This is a genomic window from Streptomyces coerulescens (genome assembly GCF_042657965.1).
GTDB lineage: Bacteria > Actinomycetota > Actinomycetes > Streptomycetales > Streptomycetaceae > Streptomyces > Streptomyces coerulescens.
This window is the reverse complement of record NZ_JBHSKM010000003.1, coordinates 99,622-118,755: the sequence shown is the minus strand read 5'-3', so window position 1 is coordinate 118,755 and position 19,134 is coordinate 99,622. Positions and strand designations below refer to the sequence as shown.

Annotated in this window: 16 protein-coding genes; 6 read left to right on the top strand and 10 right to left on the bottom strand. The window is 71.2% G+C overall.

The genetic code is table 11. From position 1 onward, the window contains the following. Window positions 1-85: 85 nt before the first annotated feature. A complete protein-coding gene (locus ACFPQ9_RS07835) occupies window positions 86-442 on the top strand; it encodes a cupin domain-containing protein (RefSeq protein WP_380848800.1) in 357 nt (118 codons plus the stop codon). A gap of 21 nt (window positions 443-463) precedes the next feature. Here ACFPQ9_RS07835 and ACFPQ9_RS07830 read toward each other — a convergent pair whose 3' ends face one another. Continuing rightward, a complete protein-coding gene (locus ACFPQ9_RS07830) occupies window positions 464-1,441 on the bottom strand; it encodes an NAD(P)-dependent alcohol dehydrogenase (RefSeq protein WP_380848797.1) in 978 nt (325 codons plus the stop codon). Window positions 1,442-1,633: 192 nt separating this feature from the next. Between ACFPQ9_RS07830 and ACFPQ9_RS07825 the strand changes: the two genes are divergently transcribed. After that, window positions 1,634-2,335, top strand: a complete 702-nt coding sequence (locus tag ACFPQ9_RS07825; RefSeq protein WP_380848794.1) for an SDR family oxidoreductase — start codon at window positions 1,634-1,636, stop codon at window positions 2,333-2,335. Here ACFPQ9_RS07825 and ACFPQ9_RS07820 read toward each other — a convergent pair whose 3' ends face one another. Beyond that, the gene (locus ACFPQ9_RS07820) at window positions 2,336-3,694 is read right to left on the bottom strand and encodes a vWA domain-containing protein (RefSeq protein ID WP_380848791.1); all 1,359 of its coding nucleotides are present in this window, start codon (window positions 3,692-3,694) and stop codon (window positions 2,336-2,338) included. Beyond that, window positions 3,691-4,548, bottom strand: coding sequence for an AAA family ATPase (locus ACFPQ9_RS07815; protein WP_380849101.1), 858 nt, complete (start codon window positions 4,546-4,548; stop codon window positions 3,691-3,693). Before ACFPQ9_RS07815 ends, ACFPQ9_RS07820 begins: the two co-directional genes overlap by 4 nt. A gap of 163 nt (window positions 4,549-4,711) precedes the next feature. Between ACFPQ9_RS07815 and ACFPQ9_RS07810 the strand changes: the two genes are divergently transcribed. Continuing rightward, on the top strand, window positions 4,712-5,281 hold the full coding sequence (locus ACFPQ9_RS07810) for a TetR/AcrR family transcriptional regulator (protein ID WP_380848788.1): 570 nt from the start codon (window positions 4,712-4,714) through the stop codon (window positions 5,279-5,281). Window positions 5,282-5,364: 83 nt separating this feature from the next. On the opposite strand, the gene ACFPQ9_RS07805 is transcribed toward ACFPQ9_RS07810, so the two are convergent. Then, the gene (locus tag ACFPQ9_RS07805) at window positions 5,365-6,675 is read right to left on the bottom strand and encodes an FtsX-like permease family protein (RefSeq protein ID WP_380848785.1); all 1,311 of its coding nucleotides are present in this window, start codon (window positions 6,673-6,675) and stop codon (window positions 5,365-5,367) included. Window positions 6,676-6,678: 3 nt separating this feature from the next. Then, window positions 6,679-7,470 carry an ABC transporter ATP-binding protein gene (locus ACFPQ9_RS07800; protein ID WP_380848782.1) on the bottom strand — a complete coding sequence of 264 codons (792 nt, stop codon included), beginning with the start codon at window positions 7,468-7,470 and terminating at the stop codon, window positions 6,679-6,681. A 171-nt stretch (window positions 7,471-7,641) separates the two neighbouring features. Between ACFPQ9_RS07800 and ACFPQ9_RS07795 the strand changes: the two genes are divergently transcribed. The 3 genes from ACFPQ9_RS07795 (at window position 7,642) to ACFPQ9_RS07785 (ending at window position 12,554) form a co-directional block, all read left to right on the top strand. Beyond that, window positions 7,642-8,232: a hypothetical protein gene (locus ACFPQ9_RS07795; RefSeq protein WP_380848779.1), complete on the top strand. Its 591-nt coding sequence runs from the start codon at window positions 7,642-7,644 to the stop codon at window positions 8,230-8,232. Between the two features lie 95 nt (window positions 8,233-8,327). Next, complete coding sequence (locus ACFPQ9_RS07790; protein ID WP_380848776.1) at window positions 8,328-9,257, top strand: hypothetical protein; 930 nt, start codon at window positions 8,328-8,330, stop codon at window positions 9,255-9,257. Between the two features lie 177 nt (window positions 9,258-9,434). Beyond that, a complete protein-coding gene (locus ACFPQ9_RS07785) occupies window positions 9,435-12,554 on the top strand; it encodes a family 78 glycoside hydrolase catalytic domain (protein ID WP_380848773.1) in 3,120 nt (1,039 codons plus the stop codon). On the opposite strand, the gene ACFPQ9_RS07780 is transcribed toward ACFPQ9_RS07785, so the two are convergent. The 5 genes from ACFPQ9_RS07780 to ACFPQ9_RS07760 form a co-directional block, all read right to left on the bottom strand. After that, window positions 12,527-13,198: a LutC/YkgG family protein gene (locus ACFPQ9_RS07780; RefSeq protein ID WP_380848770.1), complete on the bottom strand. Its 672-nt coding sequence runs from the start codon at window positions 13,196-13,198 to the stop codon at window positions 12,527-12,529. The two genes, ACFPQ9_RS07785 and ACFPQ9_RS07780, sit on opposite strands and share 28 nt — an antisense overlap. Then, window positions 13,195-14,673, bottom strand: a complete 1,479-nt coding sequence (locus tag ACFPQ9_RS07775) for a LutB/LldF family L-lactate oxidation iron-sulfur protein (protein WP_380848767.1) — start codon at window positions 14,671-14,673, stop codon at window positions 13,195-13,197. The genes ACFPQ9_RS07780 and ACFPQ9_RS07775 overlap by 4 nt, the downstream gene beginning before the upstream one ends. After that, window positions 14,670-15,425, bottom strand: a complete 756-nt coding sequence (locus ACFPQ9_RS07770; RefSeq protein WP_380848764.1) for a (Fe-S)-binding protein — start codon at window positions 15,423-15,425, stop codon at window positions 14,670-14,672. The genes ACFPQ9_RS07775 and ACFPQ9_RS07770 overlap by 4 nt, the downstream gene beginning before the upstream one ends. Window positions 15,426-15,495: 70 nt before the next feature. Beyond that, complete coding sequence (locus ACFPQ9_RS07765) at window positions 15,496-16,932, bottom strand: rhamnulokinase (protein WP_380849098.1); 1,437 nt, start codon at window positions 16,930-16,932, stop codon at window positions 15,496-15,498. An 8-nt stretch (window positions 16,933-16,940) separates the two neighbouring features. After that, window positions 16,941-18,980 (bottom strand): bifunctional aldolase/short-chain dehydrogenase, encoded by a 2,040-nt coding sequence (locus tag ACFPQ9_RS07760; RefSeq protein WP_380848761.1) that lies wholly within the window; start codon window positions 18,978-18,980, stop codon window positions 16,941-16,943. Between the last annotated feature and the right edge of the window lie 154 nt (window positions 18,981-19,134).

The window sequence follows — 19,134 nt, the reverse complement described above, 5'->3', positions numbered from 1 at the left end:
GAGGCCGGCCGCCGACGGCGGTGTCCAGGGTCGCCGGGGAGGCCGGCCCCGGCCGCGAGCAGGTGCGGCCGGAAGGGAGCGCGTCATGATGGAAGTGAAGACGCTCGACAAGCCGGACGAGCGGCGTGATTTCCCCCGTGGTCACCTCGAAGCCGTCCATATGACGGACCTCGACTTCGCCGTGGCGACCTTCGAGCCCGGCTGGCGCTGGACCGAGTCCGTGGCCCCGCTCGCGGGCACCGACACCTGCCAGATGCACCACAACGGCTACATCGTCCAGGGCCGCATGCACATCGCCATGGACGACGGTGGCGAGACCGAGGTCGGCCCCGGAGACGTCTTCGTCATCTCACCCGGACACGATGCCTGGGTCGTGGGCGACGAGCAGGCCGTGGTCTACGACTTCCAGGGACAGACGGCGAGGGAGTTCGCGAAGAAGTAGCCGCAGGCACGCGTCGGCACGTCACACGGTGACGACGACCTTGGCGCGCGCGTGCTCCACCTCCAGGTACCGGATGGCCTCGGCCGCCTCGCTCAGCGGATACGTCCGCTCGACGACCGGGGTGATCTTCCCGGACTCGGCCAGTTCCCGCAGCGCCTCGAGGTTCGCCCTGCTCTGCCGCGCGGCGATCTCCAGCAGCTGGTGGTTCCGTGCGAACGGAGCCATCAGCCGCCGCCTGATGAACAGCCCCATGGGTCCGACGACGCTGCCGCCCTCGTACACCCCGCCGCCGGACAGCACGAGTGTCCCGACGGGGTTGAGCACGCGCCGGAACTCCGCCAGCGAGTGGTTGCCGACCAGGTCCAGCACCACGTCGTAGCGCGCTTCGCCGCGTGTGAAGTCCTCCTGGGTGTAGTCGACGATCCGGTCGGCGCCCAGTGAGCGCACCAGGTCGGCGTTGCGGGTGCTGCACACGGCCGTCACCTCGGCGCCGTACGCCTTGCCGAGCTGTACGGCGAACGTGCCCACGCCCCCCGACGCCCCGTTCACCAGGACCGTCTGCCCCGGCTGCACCCGGGCGACGTCACGCAGGCCGATCAGGGCGGTGTTCCCCGCCAGGGGTATCGCCGCCGCCTGCTCGAAGGTGAGGTTGGCCGGCTTCGGGCCCACGTCGCCGTGCCGGGCGCACACGTACTCCGCGAATGCACCGTCCGCCTCGCCGTACACCTCCTCGCCGGGCTTGAGCCCCGTGACGCCGGAGCCCACCGCCTCCACCACGCCCGCGAAGTCCCGGCCGCGCACGGGCGCCTTGGGCCTGCGGAACCCCATCATGGTGCGACCGATCAGCGGGTCGCCGTGCATGAGGTGCCAGTCGTACGCGTTGACCGAGGCCGCATGCACCCGCACCAGCACCTCGTCGGCCGCCGGCACCGGCCTGTCGACCTCCCTGAACTCCAGGACGTCCGCCGAGCCGTACCGATCCTGAATCACTGCCTTCATGGGATCCCCCCTCCGCTCTCGCCGAGCGTAGGAAATCCACCTGGCGCCGACCATCGGGGAAGAACCCTGATTTTCGCCGGGGTCCGGCCCTCCCCTTGCCCTGAGGAAACCGATCGGTTTACGCTTCCGGTGTTGGGAAACCGATCGGTTTCCGATCTCTGGGCAAGAGCTGAGCATTACAAGGAGACCCCCATGACCACCATCGAAGGTTCCGTGGCCCTGGTCACCGGCGGCAGCCGCGGCATCGGCCGCGCCCTGGTCGCCGCCCTGTACGAGCGGGGCGCGAAGAAGGTGTACGCCACCGCCCGCGACCCGCGCACCGTCACCCACCCCGACGCCGTGCCGCTGGCCCTGGAGGTGACCGACCCCGCGTCCGTCGCGGCGGCCGCCGAGCAGGCGCAGGACGTCACCCTGCTGATCAACAACGCGGGCGCCGCGGTGAACGCGAACTTCCTCGACTCACCGGTCGACGACGTCCGGCGCGAGTTCGAGACCAACTTCTACGGTCCGCTCCTGGTCACCCGGGCCTTCGTCCCCGTCATCGAGCGCAACGGCGGCGGCCACATCCTCAACGTGCACTCCGTGCTGTCGTGGGTCGGCATCGCCGGCTCCTACAGCGCGTCCAAGGCCGCCTTCTGGTCGCAGACCAACTCGCTGCGCCTGGACCTGAGGCCGCGTGGCATCGAGGTCACCGGGCTGCACGTCGGCTACGTCGACACCGACCTGGCCGCCCACGTGGATGCGCCCAAGTCCACGGCCGAGAGTGTCGCGGCACAGGCCCTCGACGGGATCGCGTCGGGTGCCTACGAGGTCCTCGCCGACGACGTCACGCGGCAGGTGAAGGCGGGCCTGGCGGCCGATCCGGCCGCCCTGTACCCGCAGCTCGCCGCCTGATCAGACCGGCAGCAGCCGCTCCACCAACGCGCTGAGCTGCCGGGCGGTGCGGCACTCGTGCATCTCGACCAGCTCCGCGTAGTCGGGCGCGGCGGAGTCGCCCGTGCCCCAGCTGGAGCGCTGCTCCGGGTTCAGCCAGTACACGCGACGCGCCTGTCCGGCGATCTGCCGTACGGCAGGGAGGTTCGGGTCGCTCATGTTCGTGCGGGCGTCGCCGAGGACGAACACCGTCGTACGCGGACCGACCGCGTCGCCGTACCGCTCGGCGAACTCGCCCAGCGCCATGCCGTAGTCGCTGGAGCCGTGGTAGCCCGTGAGCGTGGCCTCCGCCTCGATCCGGGAGCTGAGCCCCTCCGGATCGGCCGTGCCGCGCTCCAGCATCCCCGTCACCTCGTCGATCCGGTTGACGAAGGCGAACACACGCACCTTGCTGAACTGGTCGTGCAGCGCCTGCACCAGCAGCATCGTGAAGTCCGAGAAGCCGGATACCGACCCCGACACATCGCACAGCAGCACCAGTTCGGGGCGGACCGGCCGCCGTCTGCGCAGCACCGGCTTCATCGGCACCCCGCCCGTCGACAGCGACCCGCGCAGGGTGCGCCGCAGATCGATCGTGCCTCGCGCGGCGCGGCGGCGACGTGCCGCGAGCCGGGTCGCGAGTTTGCGGGCGAGCGGCTGAACCGCCCTGCGCAGCTCGGCGAGTTGGGCCTTCCCGGCGAACAGGAAGTCGACCCGGTCGGCGGTCGGGGCGACCGCCCGCCGGGCGATCTCGTCACGTCCGCGCCGCTCGGCGACCCGGCGTCGCGCCTCCGTGGCCACCAGCCTGCGGAAGGTCTCGACGCGCCGCCGGATCTCGTCCTCCAACAGCCGGTCCGCGAACCCCGAACTCGCGCCCCGCCCCCGGATGTCGTCGCGCACCCGGGCCAGCAGGGTCTGCGGGCGCAGCCGCTCCAGCGCCTGGTACGACGACCAGCCGTCCGACTCCGGAGAGGAGCCGTAGCCACCGAAACCGTCCACGGCCTCCATCGCGAGGCGGGCCATCATCGCCCGGTCGTCGGCCGCCAGCGCCGCCGCCAGCCGGTCCCGCAGATCGTCCCGTCCGGCGGCCTTCTGCTCCGGGCCGCCGACACCGCGCGGGAAGTACAGGTCGAAGACCGGGTCGAACACCGGCCGTTGCCCGACGCCGTGCAGAAGCGTCGCCGCCAGCCCTTCACGCAGCAGCTCCCGGTCCGCCATGCCGAGCGCCTCGATCGCCTGCGCCGCGTCCACCGTCTCGCCGGTACCGATCCGGATGCCGTGCGCGCGCAACGCGCCGACCAGGGACGTCAGCCGCTCCGCGACGCCTGCCGGCGTGGTCACAGGGCGTCCAGGTCGAGCTTCGCCGTCGCCTTCAGGACATCGTCCTGATGCTTGAGCAGCACGCCGAGCGTGGCCTGCACGACCGTCTCGTCCAGCGAGTCGGCACCCAGCGCGAGCAGGGTGCGCGCCCAGTCGATCGTCTCGGCGACCGACGGGACCTTGCGCAGGTCCATCGCCCGCAGCGCGCCCACGACCCGCACGACCGAGCGGGCCAGCGCCTCGTCGAGGCCCGGCACCTTCAGCCGGACGATCCGGCGCTCCAACTCCTCGTCCGGGAAGCCGATGTGCAGGAAGAGACAGCGGCGGCGCAGCGCCTCGGACAGCTCCCGGCTCGCGTTGGAGGTCAGCACGACGAAGGGGCGGCGGGTCGCGGTGATGGTGCCCAGCTCCGGGACCGTGACCTGGAAGTCGCTCAGCACCTCCAGGAGCAGGCCCTCCACCTCGACGTCGGCCTTGTCGGTCTCGTCGATCAGCAGCACCTTGGCGTCGTCGCCCCGGATGGCCGTCAGCAGCGGCCGGGTGAGCAGGAACTCCTCGCTGAAGATGTCCGTGCGGGTCTCGTCCCACGTCTCGTCGCGGCCCGCGCTGATGCGCAGCAACTGCTTGGCGTGGTTCCACTCGTACAGCGCCCGGGACTCGTCGACGCCTTCGTAGCACTGGAGCCGGACCAGCTGAGCCTCCGCCACCTGGGCGACGGCCTTGGCGAGCTCCGTCTTGCCGACTCCCGCCGGGCCCTCCACCAGGAGGGGCTTGCCGAGACGGTCGGCGAGGAAGACGGTCGTGGCGACCGCGGGCGAGGCGAGATAGCCGGTCTCGGCCAGGCGCGCGGAGACGTCGTCGACGGATGTGAACAACGGGGCCTCCAGCTCGGCGGCGACAGTCGGGGCGCTACGAGTGTTCGGAGCGCAGATATCTAAGCGCTTGTTCACCGATGATGATGTCATGGAGGTTCCCTGGACCGGAAGGTGGTAGACCGATCGGTTTCCTCTCGGCTTCCGGAGCGGTAACCTCGCCGGTATGGCCACAACAGACAAGGCGTCCACCAGGGACCGGCTCCTCGACGCGGCGGCCGAGCTCTTCTACCGCGACGGCGTCTCCATCGGCGTCGAGGCGCTCTGCCGGACGGCCGGTGTCTCGAAACGGTCCATGTACCAGCTCTTCGCGAGCAAGGACGAGGTCCTCGCGGCCAGCCTGGCCCGGCGGATGCCGGAGTACGAGGCCCAGCTGGCGCCGGACGTCCCGGACGCCGCCACCCCGCGCGAGCGGATCCTGAACGTCTTCGAGCGCCTGGAGAAGGCGTCCGCCGAGCCCGCCTACCAGGGCTGCCCCTTTCTCGCCGCGCTGGTCGAGCTGAAGGATCCGGAACACCCCGCGAGCGCGGTCGCCCGCGAGGCGAAGGAGTGGATGAAGGGCTACTTCCGCACCCACGCCGAGGACGGCGGGGCCCGGGACGCGGAGCTGCTCGCCCGCCAGCTGATGCTCGTCTTCGACGGGGCGAGCGCACGGTCCGGGGCCCGGGTCGAGACGCTGGACGGGCTGACCGTCGCGACGGCGACCATGCTGCTGGACGCGTCCGGCGTGAAATGACGGGGCGACCGCCGTGAAAGGACAGGGCGGCCGCCGAAGGACAGGGCGGCCGCCGAAGCGACCGCCCCGAGACCCCACCCCGCTCACGAGGCCACCGCGACCGCCCCCACAGCAGGAGTACGCAGCATCCGCCGGGCCGTGACCAGGCTGGTCCCCAGCGTCACCGCCGCGGCGACGGCGACGACCGCGAGTCCGATGCCGTAGACCTCGCCCGGCACCACCTCGTCGGAGCGGACCACCGTGAACGGGACGATCCCGGCCAGTGCGGCCAGCGCCCCGAAGACGACGCCCGTGACCATGAGGATCAGCCCCTCGGCGCCCACCGTCCCGAGCACCTGCCCCGGAGTCGCTCCCGCGAGCCGCTGCTGCCCGAACTCCCGCGAGCGGTAACTCGTCGCCGCGTACAGCGAGTTGACCAGCATCACACAGACGAAGACCACGATGATCCCGACGACCGTGAAGTTCAGGGTCTCCAGGGTCTTGTCGTCGATCGACTTGGTGATGCCGAGAGCCTCGACGGTGTCGCTCTCCACCGCCTGCATGGTGAGCGTGGCCGTGGCCACCGCTGTGAACAGGATCAGCGACATCAGGATCCCGGCCAGTTGACCGGCCCGCTCCCGCAGATTGCGCACCGCCAGCCAGCCGCTCGCCCCGCTCAGCGGCAGCCGGTTCAGCAGGCCCTCCAGCAGCCGCGGCGCCAGCAGCGCGAAGCCCACCGACAGCAGGATCGCTCCATAGGCAGGTGGCGCCATCAGAGCCGCGTCCGACGCCGAGAACGCGAACGTGGAGGTGACCGACGCGGCCCCGGTGAGCAGCGCCCCGTAGGCGAGGAACTTCCGTGCGCGGCCCCGCTCCTCGTGCTCGCGCCTCGCCCGCCGTACGGCGAGGAACGCGGCGCCCGCCGACGCGAGCAACGTGATGCCGATGCCCGAGCCGAACGCGATCGGGCCGAAGGCGTGCGGGACGGACTCGGCGACCTGACCGCTGTCCTGGAACAGGTCCAGCAGCGCCCGGCCCCCCAGCATCGCCGGGCCGATCGCCAGGCCCGCGCCCAGCAGCGCCACGAGCACGGCCTCACCCACGACCATCCGCTTGAGCTGTGCCGGAGTCGCACCCGAGCAGCGCAGCAGCTCCAACTCGGCTGTCCGCTGACGGACGTTGACCGTCAGGGTCGAGGCGACGGCGAAGAAGACCAGCAGGGTGCCGTAGCCGCCGACGACGCCCGCCGCGGTCGACAGCGTCTCCGAACTGGTCGAGTCGACGCCGCCCTGCCCGGCCGTGTCGTGCATCGAGTTGAACGTCATGATGATGGCCGCGCCGAGGAACGCGGACAGCAGCGTGGCGAGGAACCGTCCGGGGCGGTGCCGGATCGAGCGCAGGGCCAGCAGGAACATCGCTCACACCCCCAGTGCCACGTCGTCGCCCAGGTGCGCCAGCCGCTCGGCCACCGCGTCCGGGGTGGGTGCGTCCATCCGTCCGGCCAGCCGGCCGTCCGCCAGGAACAGCACCGAGTCCGCGTAGGAGGCGGCGACCGGGTCGTGGGTCACCATCACGACGGTCCGGCCGTGCACCCGCACCGCCTGCTGGAGCAGCCGCAGTACGTCACGCGCGCTGCGGGTGTCCAGTGCGCCGGTCGGCTCGTCTGCGAAGATCACCCGGGGCTCTGTCACCAGCGCGCGGGCGATGGCCACGCGCTGCCGCTGGCCGCCGGACAGCTGGTCGGGGCGGTGCCCGAGCCGGTCGCCGAGACCGACGGAGCTCAGGATCTCCCTGGCCCGCGCGCGGTCGACGCGCTGCCCGGCGAGCTTGAGCGGCAGCACCGTGTTCTGCGCGACCGTCAGCGTCTCCAGCAGGTTGTACTGCTGGAACACGAACCCGATCCGGCCCCGCCGGAACTTCGTCAGCTCCGCCTCGCCGCCCCCGGTCAACTCGGTCCCGTCCACCCGCACGATGCCGCTGTCGGGCCGGTCGAGCCCGGCCGCGCAGTGCAGGAGGGTGCTCTTGCCGGATCCCGAGGGACCCATCACCGCCGTGAACGTGCCGCGCCCCAGACCGAGCGTGATCCCGTCCAGAGCGGTCACGGCACTGTCCTGCGCGCCATAGGTCTTGGTGACCTTGACCAGCCGCAGCGCCTCGGCGGCGGGTCCCGTGTCGTGCGTGCGTCGCGAACCTGCGCGAAACATCGTCATCACTCTCCGTCCGGGCACCCCCTGTGCCCTGCCGAAAAAGCTACGGAGACGCCGGGGCGACCACATTGGGCGCAGAACCCGTCTTGCCGGGTGTACTCAGCGACACCTCCGACGGGGGGCCGGCACCGTCGGCGGACGGCGTTGTCAGTGGCGGGCTGTACCTTCCGACACATGGGGATCTATCTGGTGAACGTCGGCGCGCGGGAGTGGTTCGGCGCGGACGAGGAGGGCCGGGGGGACGTCGCCGCCGCGCTGAACGAGGAGTTGGCGCGGCGCGGGCTCCCGCCGTACACGGGCGTTCCCGAGGAGACGGACTTCGCGCCCGGCTCCGGGACCGCCTTCGAGGAGAAACTCGTCCCGCCCATGGACGGCTTCGTCGCACTGTGCCGGGCGCATCTGTCGAAGGCCGAGCAGGAACTCCTCCTCGGCTGGACGGTGCTGGTGCCGGTGCCGCTCGACGAGGACATCGAGCTGCCGATCGAGTCCGCTTTCGACCTGACGACGACCGTCGCCGGAGCCCCGCAGGTCCTCGCCCTCACCGAACGGCTCGCGGCGGCCGTGGACCTGCCGACCGACGAGATACCGGCGACCTCCGACAACCTGGAGCTGACCGGCTGGTTCCTGGACGGCGAGGCGAAGCGGACCGCGGCGACCCGGCCGGGACGGTGGGCCGACGACCTCGACACCGCCTTCTACACGGCGGTGTATCTGCGCGCCGCCCAGCACTCGATACGACGCGGCTGCCCGATCGTCTACTCCTGACCTCCGGCGGAGGTCGCCGCTCCGTGAAATCGGTGACAGGACTGGTGCCTTGGAAGCCTTCCCCGCGATGCCTCGCTCCCGGTACAGGTGTGCCCATGACGGAAAACGGGGGACGCCACGAGACACGGTGGCGGGGAATGCGGGAGTCGGTCCAGGGGGCGGACACCGAGCTGTGGCCCGAGGGGCTGGCGGATGTGGTGCCGGGTGAGTCGGAGCCCGCCTACGTTCAGTTCGGTGAGCTCTATCCCGAGCAGCAGCTCCAATTACAGCTCCTCTACGGCGCCTCACAGCGCGCCTTCGAACGCCGGACGCGGGTCTCGGCACGGGTCACCGTGGTGCGGGTGCTGGGCAACGCGCTGAGTGACCCACGGCTGCGCGACACCAAGGCCGACGAGCATCTGAGCGAGTATCTCGACCAGGAGATCGCCGACCTGCGGGGCCGGCTGGCCCAGGACAGCGCGACCGCCGTCAGCCGGGGCCTCAACATCGGCCTCGCCATGGGCGCGGCCGCGAGTCTGGCGCTGCTCGTCGTCCCGCTGCTCTGGGGCGTCGACCTGCTCGGCGTCCTCGGCGTGACCCTGAACTGCACCAACCGCTGGAGCCTGTTGGGCGCCTTCGTCTGCGGCGGGGTCGGCGCGTTCGGGGCCGTGCTCAGTGTGCTGGTGCGGCTGCGGGGGAGCGCGGACCAGCTGGCGCGCCGTCAGACCAACGGCCGCGAGGGCATCGTGGTCCCCGGTCAGATGGCCCGCAGCATGCGGCACGAGGGCGTCTACCGGGTGTTCGTCGGCTGGATCCTCGCCCTCGCCGTCTACTTCCTGCTCAGCGGCGGCATCGTGACCGTCTTCGAACCGCCTGCCACCACAGCCGAGATCTGCCCCGCCCCGGGCCACCCGGGATCGGCCGCCGCGGGCACCGAGTTCTGGGGCTTCTGGTGCGCCATCGGCTTCGTGGCGGGCTTCAACGAGCGGTGGGCGTTCGGCATCCTCAGCCGCGACTCCACCAGACGATCGGGTAAGAACTCCTGATTCCGCTTTTGAACGGTTTCAATACCACGCCACTTCGGCTGGGGAGTTCTGTTGGATTCTGCACGCTACTTGTCCTGATCGATGCATGGACACTGACCACTTCTGCCACTAGCTTCAACCGTCGTTCGAGCTGAATCGTTCCAACTCCGAACCGAACCCAGCCGAAGGGACAACGGCATGAACGACGGAGTCGACGGCACGAAGGGCAGAGGGGTGCGCCGCCGCACCGTGCTCACCACAGCACTCGGCGCCGCACCACTGGCCGTGGCGGGCGGCGTCATCGGAGGGGCCCCCGCGGCGGCCGCACCGACCTCGCCCCGCACCGCGGTCGAGGGCCTGACGGTCGAGCACCGCACGAACCCCCTCGGCGTGGACGCCGAACACCCCAGGTTCGGCTGGCGCACCACCTCCTCGGTACGCGGCCGCCGCCAGTCGGCGTACCGGATCCTGGTGGCCACGACCCCCGACCGGCTGACCCCCTCCCGCGCGGACGTCTGGAACAGCGGCCGGGTCACCTCACCGGACTCGGTCGCCGTCCGCTACGACGGCCCCGCCCTGCGCCCCTCCACCCGCTACCACTGGACGGTGACGGTCTGGGACGAGACCGGCCGCACCGTCCCCGCCGCCCCGACCGCCCGCTTCGAGACCGGCCTGCTCAGTACCGACGGCGTCTCCGGCTGGGACGGCGCCCGGTGGATCGCCATGGCGGGCAAACGCCCCAACACCCCCGGCGCCCCGCTCCTGCGCCACCAGGCCAGGCTGACCGGGCGTCAAGTCAGCGCCGCCCGGCTCTACATCAGCGCTCTCGGCGTGTACGAGGCCCACATCAACGGCCATCGCGTCGCCGTGCCGCAGGGCGACGGCACCACCCACGAACTGCTGACGCCGGGCTGGACCAACTACGACAGCACCGTCAACTACCTCGCCTACGACGTCACGGACCTGGTCGCCAGACAGCGGCAGCAAGGCCAGGTCACCCTCGCCGCCGTACTCGGCAACGGCTGGTACAACAGCCGCGTCTCCGAGAACAGCGCCTACTGGTCCGCCGACGGCCACCCGCTCGCCCTCAAGGCCAAGCTCCTGATCCGCTACGCCGACGGATCCGAACAGACCGTCGTCACCGCGCCCGGCGAGGACTGGCGGGCCACCGACACCGGCCCCTACCGCGCCGACGACATCTACGACGGCCAGACCTACGACGCCCGCGCCGACCTCCCGGGCTGGACGGCGAACGGCTTCGACGCCTCCGGCTGGGCCGGCGTGACCGAGCACGACCACGACACCCGCTTCCCCGACGCGAAGCTGGTGGCCTACCCCGGCGAGAGCGCGCGGGTCATGCCGGAGTGGGATCAGCGGCCCCGGTCCGTCACCGTGTACACCGGCGTGACGGGGCAGAGCGGCAGCCCCAACGGCGAGGGACGTATCGTCACCGACCCCGCCCGCACCGTCACCGACCCGGCCGCCGCCGCGACCGCCTCCGTGACCCTGCGCCCCGGCGACACCGCCGTGCTCGACCTCGGCCAGAACCTGGTCGGCGTGCCCCGCTACACCCTGCGCGGCCCGGCCGGCGCCCAAGTCACCTTCAAACCGGGCGAGATGCTCAACGACGACAGCGAAGGCGCCGACGGGCCGGTCGGGTCCGTGTACCGTGCCAACCTGCGCAGCGCCAAGGCCACCAGCACCTACACCCTCAAGGGCGACCCCGACGGCGAGACCCACCAGGACTCGCTGACCTTCTACGGCTTCCGCTACGTCTCCGTCACCGCCACGGACACCGTCACCCTGACCCGGTTCACCGGCCGGGTCGCGACGTCCGCCCTCCGCGACATCGGCACCGTCACCACCGACGACACCGACGTCAACCAGCTGATCAGCAACGTCCGTTGGGGCCAGCGCGGCAACTACCTCTGGGTGCCCACCGACTGCCCCCAGCGCGACGAACGCCTCGGCTGGACCGGCGACACCCAGCTCTTCTCCCACACCGGCCTCTACAACGCGGACGTCGTCAACTTCCTCAGCCACTTCGAGGACATCCTGATCGACTCGCAGAAGACCTACGGCCAGGACGGCGCCCAATTCACCTGGGTCGCACCCGGCTCCCGCTACAACCAGCCGATCCCCGCCAGCGGTTGGGCGGACTGCGGAGTCGTCGTGCCCTGGACGGTGTGGCAGATGTCCGGCGACACCACGGTCATCGACCGCAGCTGGGCCGCCATGACGAAGTACCTGGACTGGATCCGGGCACGCACCGGCGACACCTACGCCGGACAGGGTGCGATCTTCGGCGACTGGCTGGCCTTCCAGGACACCAGCACCCAGCTGATCAGCGACGTCTACTACGGTTACAGCGCCCGCCTCATGGCCGACATGGCCCGGGCCACCGGCCGCACCGCCGACACCCGCACCTACGAGGATCTCTTCGCCCGCATCAAGCGGGCGTTCATCACCAAGTACCTGGCCACCGACGCGAACGGACAGGTCACCGTCCGCTCCAGCCTCGGCGACGCCCCGCCCACGGGCGGCAGGACGGAGGACGACAGCCAGACCGCCCTGCTGTGGGTCCTCAAACTCGGCTTCTACGACACCGAGGCCCAGCGCCGCCGCCTGGTCACGCTCCTCGCCGACAACATCGGCAACGACGAGGCCTACAAGCAGGCCCACCCCGACAGCACCCGCGTGAGGTACGCCGAGAACACCCTGTCCGTCGGCTTCCTCGGCGTTAACGTCCTCGCCCCCGTCCTCACCGACGAGGGCCGCGTCGACCTGGCGTACCGGCTGCTGCACCAGGACGCCATGCCGTCCTGGCTGTACTCCGTGCGCAACGGCGCCACCACCATCTGGGAGCGCTGGAACTCGTACTCGAAGGAGGACGGCTTCGGCCCCGTCGACATGAACTCCTTCAACCACTACTCCTACGGCGCGATCATGGAGTGGATGTACGAGAGCATGGCCGGCATCGCCAAGGACCCGGCCCAGCCGGGCTTCCGGCACTTCTTCCTCAGCCCCCACCTCGACCCGACCGGCAAGATCACCCAGGTCACCGGCACCCATCTCTCGCCCTACGGCGAGATCGTGAGCGAGTGGCACCGGGACGACCGCAAGCTGACCTACCGGGCCGTGGTGCCCGCCAACAGCACCGCGACCCTGCGCCTGCCCACCGCCGACCCGTCGACCGTCCGCGAGGGCCGGACACCCCTGGCCGAGGCCGAGGGCGTCGAGTACCTGGGCTTCACGGACGGCGTCGCCTCCTACCGGCTGCCGTCCGGCCGCTACACGGTGACGTCGGCGCTCGCCTGATCCCCGCCCACCAGCACCACCTCCAGGGTGCGCGGACCGTGCACCCCCTCGACCCGGTCCAGCTCGATGTCGCTGGTCGCCGACGGACCGGAGATCCACGTCAACGGACGGACCGGGTCGAGGCGTTCGAGGGCCTGCGGCACGGAGGAGACGACCTGCTCGGGCACCCGTACGACACAGATGTGGTGGTCGGGGACGAGGGTGATACGGCGGCGGCCCTGGTCGGGAGATCCGTCCAGGACGATCGTGCCGGTCTCGGCCACCGCCACGGCACACCCTGTGACGACGCTGTCGACCCGGTCCAGTTCGTCCGGAGTGCTCTCCGGCCGGTCCGCGATCCGCTCGGCATCGGCCGCCGCCAGCCATTCGGTGTCCAGACCGGGCGGCACGAGCACCGTCTTCGCCCCGCGCGCCGCGAGCATCCCGGCGATCGTCGCCGCGAGATCGGCGGGCGTGCAGCGGTGCACGATCGCCCGGTAGTCCGCGAGGTTCTCGGCCAGCAGATCGACCGTCTGCGCGACGCTCCGGTCCCCGTGCTCGCGCAGATAGTCCCGCGGAACCGCCTGTTCGTACGGCGACTCCTCACGCGGTACGTCGGCGAGCGCGCGCCGCACCCGGCCCAGGATTCGTTCCCTGCTGCTCACTCGGCGCCGTCCTTTCCACCGTTCGTGCGCCGCCACCAGTCCCGGAACGGCTCCGCGGGCACCGTCGGAAGATCCCGTGTCCCGCTCCACGCCTTGCCGGGTCCGGGCAGTGAGCGCGGATGCAGCCGCCGGGTGCGCGAGGCGAGCCGCTGGCCGGTGCGCAGGGCGCCGGGGTGGCTGAACGTCCAGCGTGCCGCCCGCATCGCGGCCCGCTCGGCGGCATGCCCCTTGGCGGGCTTCAGCACCACCTTGTTGCCCTTCGACGTCACCTCGCCGCCCGCCACCACCCGCTCCCGCAGATGCACCAGCACCTCGGGGATGTCGATGGCGACCGGGCACACGTCGTAGCAGGCGCCGCACAGCGATGACGCGTACGGCAGGGAGGCGTCGATCTCACTCGTCACGCCCCGCAGTTGCGGGCTGAGGATCGCGCCGATCGGGCCCGGATACACCGAGCCGTAGGCGTGCCCGCCGGCCCGCTCGTACACCGGGCACACATTGAGACACGCCGAGCAGCGGATGCACCGCAGCGCCTGGCGGCCGACCTCGTCGGCCAGGGTGTCGGTGCGGCCGTTGTCGAGCAGGACCAGATGGAAGGTGCCCGGCCCGTCGCCGTCCGTCGTACCGGTCCACATGGTGGTGTACGGATTCATGCGCTCGGCGGTGGAGGAGCGGGGGAGGGTCTGCAGGAACACCTCCAGGTCCCGCCACGTAGGCACGATCTTCTCGATGCCGACGACCGAGATCAGCGTCTCGGGCAGGGTCAGACACATCCGCCCGTTGCCCTCGGACTCCACGACCACCAGCGTGCCGGTCTCGGCGACCATGAAGTTGGCGCCGGAGATGCCGACCTTGGCGCGCAGGAACTTCTCCCGCAGGTGCAGGCGTGCCGCCTCGGCGAGTTCGGCGGGTGTGTCGGTGAGCCCTTCCGGGGCCGGGCGGCCCCACTCGCTCATCTCGCGCTCGAAGATGTCGCGGATCTCGCCCCGGTTGCGGTGGATGGCCGGCACCAGGATGTGCGAGGGGCGGTCCTTGCCCAACTGCACGATCAGCTCGGCGAGATCGGTCTCGTAGGCGCGGATGCCCTCCGCCTCGAGGGCTTCGTTCAGCCCGATCTCCTGCGTGGCCATCGACTTGACCTTGACGACCTCCGACTCACCGGTCGCCTTGACCAGATCGGCCACGATCCGGTTCGCCTCGTCGGCGTCGGCGGCCCAGTGGACGGTGCCGCCCGCCGCCGTCACCGACTCCTCCAACCGCACGAGATACCCGTCGAGATGACGCAGCGTGTGATCCTTGATCCGCTTGCCCGCCTCGCGCAGCGCCGCCCAGTCCGAGACCTCCGCGACGGCCTTCGCCCGCTTGCTGCGGATGGTGTGCGTGGCGTGGCGCAGATTGCCCCGCAGGGTCGCGTCGTGCACGGCCTCGTGCGCGGCCTGTGGAAAGGCCGGCATCCCCAGATACGTCCCGCTCATACAGCCGGTTCCTCCTCCGTGCTCGCCAGGATCTCCGCGATGTGCACCGGCCGCATGCCCGTCCGCAGCCGGGCCATGGTCCCGCCGATGTGCATCAGACAGGAGTTGTCGGCGGCGCACAGCACGTCCGCGCCCGTCGACTCGGCGTTGCGGACCTTGTCCGCGCCCATCGCCGCCGAGACATCGGAGTTCTTCAGGGCGAAGGTGCCCCCGAAACCGCAGCACTCCTCGGCGCCCGGCAATTCCGCCAACTCCAGCCCCCTGACGGCCCGCAGCAGCCGCCGGGGCCGGTCCCCGAGCCCCAGCCCGCGCAGCCCGTGACAGGTCGGGTGGTACGTCACCCGGTGCGGGTAGTAGGCGCCCACGTCCGTCACCTCCAGCACATCCACCAGGAACTCCGTCAGCTCGTACGTCTTCGGCACCACCGGTGCCAGCGTCGCCGCGAGCGAGTCCCCGCGCCCCTCGGCCCGGGCCCGCTCACCCATCCGCGGATACAGTTCCCGCACCATCGCGCCGCACGACCCGGACGGGGTGACGATCGCGTCGTACTCCCCGAAGACATCGGAGAAATGACGGGCCAGAGGCTCGGCCTCATGACGGTAGCCGGTGTTGTAGTGCGCCTGCCCGCAACAGGTCTGAGCCATCGGGAAGTCGACCTCTACGCCCAGCCTGGTCAGCAGTTTCACCACGGCGCGACCGGTGTCCGGATAAAGCGTGTCGTTGACGCAGGTCAGGAACAGGGCGACACGCATCGCGGCTCCTTGTGATCGATCATCGGATGAGTGCAGCGTAGTAGGGGCGGGCGGTGTGGGGGAGACCCCGTCACCCGCCGGTGAGCCGGGCTTCCGCCTCGTGCCAGCGCGCCGCGTCCCCGCGCGGCTCGTACCGGGTCAACGGCTGGGTACGGGTGAGCAGGCTCCGCCCGTCGCCCAGGTCGCCGACCAGACCGTGGGCCCGCGCCTGCACGAGGACGTTCCCGAGAGCGGCTGCCTCGGCCGGACCGGCCACCACCGGCAGTCCGCAGGCGTCGGCGGTCAGCTGGCACAGCAGGGCGTTGCGCGTGCCGCCGCCGACGACATGCACGACGTCCACGGGATGGCCGGCGAGCCGCTGCGCCTCGTCGATCGCCCGGCGGTGGGCGAGGGCCAGCGAGTCGAGGATGCACCGGGTGATCTCGGCGGGTGAGGCGGGCACCGGCTGCCCGGAGGCCCGGCACGCCTGGGCGATCCGCTCCGGCATCCGGCCCGGCGCCAGGAACGCCGCGTCCCCCGCGTCCACCACCGACCGCAGCGCCGGCACCCGGGCCGCCGCCGTCAGCAGCGGGCCCAACTCCGGCTCGCCCCAGGCTCGTACGCACTCCTGGAGCAGCCACAGCCCCATGATGTTCCGCAGATATCGGACCGTGCCGTCCAGCCCCAGCTCATTGGTGAAGTTGGCGGCCCGGCTCTCCTCGGAGAGCACGGGCGCGTCCAGCTCCAGACCGGCCAGCGACCAGGTGCCGGTGCAGATGTACGCGAACCGCTCGCCGTCGGCCGGCACGGCGGCCACCGCGGAGGCGGTGTCGTGCGACCCGACCGCGGTCACCGGCACCGGCCCGGCGAGCCCGGTCTCCTCCAGCACCTCGGCACGCAACAGACCCGCCGGATCACCGGGGTGCCTCAGCGGCGCGAACAGGCGCAGGTCGATGCCGAGCCTTGAGGCGATGTCGTACGACCAGTCGCGCGTGCGGGGATCGACGAGCTGGGTGGTGGAGGCGTTGGTCAGCTCGGTGCCCTGCTCGCCGGTGAGCCAGTACGTCAGGAGGTCAGGGATGAGCAGGAGCCGCTCGGCGTGGGCCAGCTGGGCGGAGTGACGGGCCGCCACCAGCTGGTACAGCGTGTTGAAGGGCGCGTACTGCAACCCGGTCGCGGCGTACAGCTCCTCGGCCGGAACGGTCGCCCACACCTTCTCGGCGATCCCCTCCGTCCGTGAGTCCCGGTAGTGCACGGGGTTCCCGAGCAGCGCCCCGTCCGCGTCCAGCAGCCCGTAGTCCACGGCCCAGCTGTCGACGCCGACGGAGTCGACCTGCCCGGCCGCCCGCAGTCCGTCCAGCACCCCGGCGTACAGCCCGAGGACGTCCCAGCGCAGCCCTTCGGAGGTGCGCACGGGCCGGTTCGGGAACCGGTGCGCCTCGGTCAGCTCCAGCCGGTCCGGGCCGACGCGGCCGACCATCACACGTCCGCTGGACGCGCCGAGGTCGACCGCGGCGTACGACTTCACCGGGGCGCTCACCGCAGGAACGCGGCCGCGACGCCGGCGTCGACCGGGATGTGCAGCCCGGTGGTGTGCGTCAGGTCGCCGCCGGTGAGGGCGAAGACGGCGTTCGCGACATGCTCGGGCAGCACCTCGCGTTTGAGGAGGGTCCGCCGGGCGTAGAACTCCCCGAGCTTCGCCTCCTCGACCCCGTACACGGCGGCACGCTGAGCACCCCATCCGCCCGCGAAGATCCCCGAGCCGCGCACCACACCGTCCGGGTTGACCCCGTTGACGCGGATGCCGTGCTCGCCGAGCTCGGCGGCCAGCAGCCGTACCTGGTGGGCCTGGTCGGCCTTGGTTGCGGAGTAGGCGATGTTGTTGGGACCGGCGAAGACGGCGTTCTTGGAGGCGATGTAGACGATGTCGCCGCCCAGTCCCTGCGCGATCATCACCCGGGCGGCCTCGCGGGAGACGAGGAAGGAACCGCGGGCCATGATGTCGTGCTGGAGGTCCCAGTCCTTGGCGGAGGTCTCCAGCAGCGGCTTGGAGATGGAGATGCCGGCGTTGTTCACCACCAGATCCACACCGCCGAACGCCAGCACCGCCGCCCTGAAGGACGCGGCGATCTGCTCCTCGGAGGTGACGTCCACGGTCACGGCCACGGCCTTGTCGGGCCCGCCGAGCTCCTCGGCGACGGCCGCGGCGTTCTCGGCGTCGAGATCGGCGACCACGACACAGGCGCCCTCGGCGACCAGCCGGTGCGCGATGGCCTTGCCGATCCCGCTGCCGGCGCCGGTCACCAGCGCGACCCGCGTCGCCAGCGGCCGGGGCTTCGGCATCCGCTGAAGCTTGGCCTCCTCCAGCGCCCAGTACTCGATCCGGAACTTCTCGGACTCCTCGATGGGCGCGTAGGTGGAGACGGCTTCGGCACCCCGCATCACGTTGATGGCGTTGAGGTAGAACTCGCCGGCCACCCGGGCGGTCTGCTTGTCCTTGCCGAAGGAGAACATGCCCACGCCCGGGATCAGCACGATCGCCGGGTCGGCGCCCCGCATCGCGGGGGAGTCGGGCAGGGCGTGCCGCCGGTAGTAGGCGGCGTACTCCTCGCGGTACCCGGCGTGCAGCTCCTTCAGCCGGGCGACGGCCTCGTCGAGCGGCGCGGTGGGCGGCAGATCGAGGACGAGCGGGCGCACCTTGGTCCGCAGGAAGTGGTCCGGGCACGAGGTCCCGAGCGCGGCGAGCCGCGGGTGCTCGGCCCGCGCCAGGAACTCCAGGACGGCGTCGGAGTCGTCGAAGTGCCCGACCTGGGCCTTGTCCTGGGAGGCGAGAGCGCGGACGTGTGGTGCGAGAGCGGCCGCACGCTCACGGCGCTCGGCGGCATCGAGCGCCCCGTATCCCTCGATGACACCTCCGAAGGGCTCCGCCTTCCCCCGCTCCTCCAGGAACTTCTCGGCGGTGCGGATGATGTGCAGCGAGTTGCGCTCGCACTCCTCGGAGGTGTCACCCCAGGCGGTGATGCCGTGCCCACCGAGCACACACCCGATGGCCTGCGGGTTGGCGGCCTTCACGGCGGCGATGTCCAGACCCAGCTGGAACCCGGGCCGCCGCCACGGCACCCACACCACGGTGTCCCCGAAGCACTCGGCGGTCAGTTTCTCCCCGTCGGCGGCACAGGCCAGCGCGATGCCCGAGTCCGGGTGCAGATGATCGACGTGCGCCGCTTCCACGAGCCCGTGCATGGCGGTGTCGATGGACGGAGCCGCCCCGCCCTTGCCGTGCAGGCAGTAGTCGAACGCGGCGGCCATCTCGTCCTCGCGCTCGACGCCGGGGTAGACGCCGGCGAGCGCCCGCATACGGTCCAGCCGCAACACGGCCAGCCCCGCCTCGGTGAGCGTCCCGAGGTCACCACCGGACCCCTTGACCCACATCAGCTCGACGTCACCCCCGGTGACGGGATCGACGTCGACGCCCTTGGCGGACGCGTTCCCACCGGCGTAGTTGGTGTTACGGGGATCGGAACCGAGCCGCTGGGACCGCGCGAGGAGGGCGGCGGCTTCGGGATGGGGAGCCATGTTCTCAGTCCTTAGAAGAAGAAGTACGTTCCTTGTCGGCGCCGTCAGGGGCGCAGGGGGATCAGGCGCCAAGCGCCGATTCCAGAGGCGCGGGGGGATCAGGCGCGGAGCGCCGATCTCAGGGGCGCGGGGCTGTGTTGAATCTGCGGCTACC